Source organism: Rubrivirga sp., from assembly GCF_049648075.1.
Taxonomy (GTDB): Bacteria; Bacteroidota; Rhodothermia; order Rhodothermales; family Rubricoccaceae; genus Rubrivirga.
Window position 1 is genome coordinate 1 of sequence record NZ_JBARYR010000292.1, and the last position, 3,824, is coordinate 3,824.

General features: G+C 69.9%; 4 protein-coding genes and 1 pseudogene. 4 read left to right on the forward strand and 1 reads right to left on the reverse strand.

The window, feature by feature from the left end:
* Window positions 1-322: pseudogene (locus WBA11_RS08760) on the forward strand (UDP-N-acetylmuramate:L-alanyl-gamma-D-glutamyl-meso-diaminopimelate ligase); the annotation flags it as partial.
* Between the two features lie 33 nt (window positions 323-355).
* On the opposite strand, the gene WBA11_RS08765 reads toward WBA11_RS08760, so the two are convergent.
* Window positions 356-1,066: a hypothetical protein gene (locus WBA11_RS08765; protein ID WP_424520319.1), complete on the reverse strand. Its 711-nt coding sequence runs from the start codon at window positions 1,064-1,066 to the stop codon at window positions 356-358.
* 147 nt (window positions 1,067-1,213) lie between these two features.
* Between WBA11_RS08765 and WBA11_RS08770 the strand changes: the two genes are divergently transcribed.
* The 3 genes from WBA11_RS08770 to WBA11_RS08780 all read left to right on the forward strand — a co-directional run.
* Entirely contained in the window at window positions 1,214-2,011 is a 798-nt protein-coding gene (locus WBA11_RS08770) for a helical backbone metal receptor (protein WP_424520320.1), read from the forward strand.
* Window positions 2,012-2,077: 66 nt separating this feature from the next.
* Window positions 2,078-2,956 (forward strand): aldo/keto reductase, encoded by an 879-nt coding sequence (locus WBA11_RS08775; RefSeq protein ID WP_424520321.1) that lies wholly within the window; start codon window positions 2,078-2,080, stop codon window positions 2,954-2,956.
* Window positions 2,953-3,824, forward strand: an 872-nt coding sequence (locus WBA11_RS08780; protein WP_424520322.1) for a CaiB/BaiF CoA transferase family protein, incomplete at its 3' end; no start/stop codon positions are given. The genes WBA11_RS08775 and WBA11_RS08780, both read left to right, overlap by 4 nt.

Sequence of the window (3,824 nt, forward strand, 5' to 3'; positions counted from 1 at the left end):
GTTCGAGCCGCGGTCGAACTCGAGCCGGCGCGCCGCCTTCGAGGCGCCCTACGCCAAGGCGCTCACGACCGCCGACGCCGTCTTCCTGTCCACGCCGCCGCTCCGCCACAACGACGACCCCAAGGACTTCCTCGACGCCGACGCCGTGGCCGCGGCCGTCCTCGAGGCCGGGACCCCGTCGAAAGCCTACGCGTCCGCCGACGCGCTCCTGCCAGACCTGCTCGCCGACCTCGAGGACGGCGACCTGGCGCTGGTGATGTCGAACGGCTCGTTCGACGGGCTGGTGCGGAAGCTCTCGGCCGCCCTCGAGGGTGGCGTCTGATTGGGCCGCCCTCGAGGACGAGGGTCGCGAGGTCTACTCGGGCCGTAGACCGACCTCGATGCGAGTGTAGTACAGCGTCGAGGTGGCCTCGTAGCCCGACCGCGTCCCAACGAGGAGCCAGGCTTGGCCAGCCTCATCGGCCGTGAGCGACGCGTGGTCAGCCGCGCTGGTCAGCGTCTTTAGCATGAACGATTCGTCGAGCGGAGACGCGTCGCAGCTCCGTCCGTTCGCGATGTCTCCGAGCCCGAACGCGCGGTACCAACTGTCGAACTCGCCGACCGGCTGGTAATCGGATGCCAGGCTCAGCCCGTATCCGTCGGCGCCCACGCGGGGCCGTTCCGTCGAGGCCGCCGCGTGGACGGTCACGCCCTCACCTGGCGACCCACCGACGCCCAGGCATCCGCTCGGGACGTTGGTCGCGAACGTGACCCGGAACGAGGCTCGATACCGGGCGCCCGGCACCAGCCCGACGACCTGGCGAGTCACGTGCATGTTGATGTCGTCGCTGTGGTTCATCGCGGTCAGCAGGAATCCGAACCCCGCGAGCGGTGGCGGGACTGGGCGGTTTCCCGAGTCGATTTCGTAGAACGACTCTTCTCCGGCCGGGTAGTTGGTGAACAGCGCTACCCACCCGTCGTCGCCCTGGGCGAAGTCGGTCTGAAGAGAGACCGGTTCGGCCTCGAAGGCGGCGGCGTCGCAGCCGACGACTGCGAGGATGCCCAACGCAAAAACCAGCTTGGTCATGGAGAACGGCGGCCCGCCGCGAATGAGGCGCCGAAGGTAGACCGTCCGGACCCAAAACCAATCGCCGAATCTGCACGCGCTTGAGGTCGCCGCTGGGGGCGGAACGGAGCTTTGAGACGTACGTCTCCCCTGCCCCTCGCCCCAGCTATGTTCGTCGAAGACACCGACGCCGTCGGTCGCCACATCGTCCTCGAGGACGCGCCGCGCCGCATCGTGTCGCTCGTCCCGAGCCAAACGGAGCTCTTGGCCGACCTCGGCCTCGAGGACGAGACCGTCGGACTGACCCGGTTCTGCGTCCACCCCGACGGCTGGAAACAGAGCAAGGCCATCGTCGGCGGGACGAAGAACGTTGACGTGGAGAAGGTGCGCGCCCTCCGTGCCGATCTGGTGATCGCCAACAAGGAAGAGAACGTCCGCGAGCAGGTCGAGGCCATCGCGGCCTTCGCGCCTGTCTGGACAACGGACGTGGCGACGGTCGCCGACTCGCTCATCATGATCCGCGACGTCGGCCGCGTCACCGGCCGCGTCCTCGAGGCCGAGCGCATCGCCGCCGAGGTCGAGGCCGGGTTCAGCGATCTCGAAGCCGAGACCCGCGACCTCGAGGCCGTGAGCGCGCTCTACCTCATCTGGCGCGAGCCGTGGATGAGCGTCGGACGCGACACGATCATCGCAGACGTGCTTCGCCGAGGCGGATTCGCAAGCGTGACCGACGACCGAGATCGGTATCCCGCCCTCGAGGACGAGGAGATCGCCGCGCTGGCGCCGGACGTGGTGCTGCTCTCGTCGGAGCCGTACCCGTTCGCGGAGACGCACATCGAGGAGGTCCAGGCGCTCGTGCCCGACGCCGAGATCCGGCTGGTGGATGGCGAGCCGTTCTCGTGGTACGGCAGCCGCCTGCGGACGACGCCCGGCGCGCTCCGCGATCTGAGGCGGCGGCTCGCGTAACCGACCTCGAAGGCGGAACGCGGCCCGGGACGGCTCGGTCGAACAGGCCCCCTCCTCCCGACCCCGATGCCCGTCACCGCGACCACCGAAAAACCCGTCCACGCCTCCGGCACCTTCGACCTGGGTGACGGCCTGACGATCCACCGCATGGGCTACGGCGCCATGCGGATCACTGGCGAGCACGTCTGGGGGCCGCCCTCCGACCCCGACTCCGCGCGGGCCGTCCTGCGCCGCGCCGTCGAGCTCGGCACCGACTTCGTCGACACCGCCGACAGCTACGGCCCGTTCGTCTCCGAGGACCTGATCCGCGAAGCGCTCCACCCCTACGACGGCGTGGCGATCGCGACCAAGGGCGGACTCCTGCGCACCGGACCCGGCAAGTGGTACCCCCTCGCGACGCCCGCCTACCTGCGCCAGGCCGTCCAGATGTCGATGCGTCGGCTCGGCGTCGAGACCATCGACCTGTACCAGCTCCACCGGATCGACCCGGAGCACGACCGCGACGCGCAGTTCTCGACGCTGAAGCGGATGCAGGACGAGGGCTGGGTCCGGCTCCTCGGTCTCAGCGAGGTCGGCGTGGACGAGATCAAAGCCGCGCAGGACGCCGGCCTCGAGGTCGCGACCGTTCAGAACGAGTACAACCTCGGCACACGGAAGCACGAGGCCGTGGTCGACTTCTGCGAAGCCGAGGGCATCGGCTTCATTCCGTGGTACCCGCTCAACGCGGGCAAGCTCGCCGACAACCCCGTCCTCGAGGACGCCGCCGACGCACTCGGCGCGTCGCACAGTCAGGTCGCGCTGGCGTGGCTCTTGAAGCGGTCGCCGGTCATGCTGCCGATCCCCGGCACGTCGAGCATCGCGCACCTGGAGGAGAACGTGGCCGCGGCCGAGATCGAGATGCCGGACGACGTGTTCGACACTCTCGACCAAGCCACGCGCTCGTGATCTCAGAGCTGCTGGTCGTCGAGTTGGCCGGCGTCCTGGCCGGCCCGAGCGTCGGGATGTTCTTCGCCGAGCACGGTGCGCGCGTCGTCAAGGTCGAGCCGCCCCACGGCGACGTCACGCGGCGCTGGCACCTCCCGAGCGAGGACCCGAGCGATTCGAGGCCGGCCTACTTCTGCGCCGTCAACTGGGGCAAGGAGTCCGTCGTCCTCGACCTGAAGACGACCGACGGGCGGCGCGCTCTCCACCGCCTGGTCGCCCGTGCCGACATCGTGATCTCCGCCTTCCGTCCCGGCGCCGCGCCCGCCCTCGAGTCCGACGCCGAGACGCTGCGAGCCGTCAACCCGCACGTGATCGTCCTCGAGGTCGACGGCTACGGCATCGAGGACGAACGGGCCGGCTACGACGCCGTCGTCCAGGCCGAGTCGGGCTTTATGGCCCTCAACGGACAGGCGGACGGGCCGCCGACCAAGATGCCGGTCGCGCTCGTCGACGTGCTGGCGGGCCACCAGCTCAAAGAAGCGGCCTTGGTGGCGCTCCTCGAGCGAGAGCGGACCGGACTCGGCACCACGGCGCGCGTGTCACTCTTAGGTGCGGCGGTGTCGTCGCTGGCGAACCAGGCCTCGAACTGGCTCACGGCCGGAGCGCGTCCTCGACGGAAGGGCTCCGCCCATCCAAACATCGCGCCCTATGGACGCCCGTATCCGACGGCGGGCGGGGACGTCGTCCTGGCCGTCGGGACCGACCGTCAGTTCGCAGCGCTGTGCGAGGCCCTCGGCCTCGAGGGCGAGCCGGCCTGGACGACGAATGCCGGTCGCGTCCGTGACCGCGCCGCCCTCGACCGCGTCCTCGAGGCCGCGCTTGCCACTCG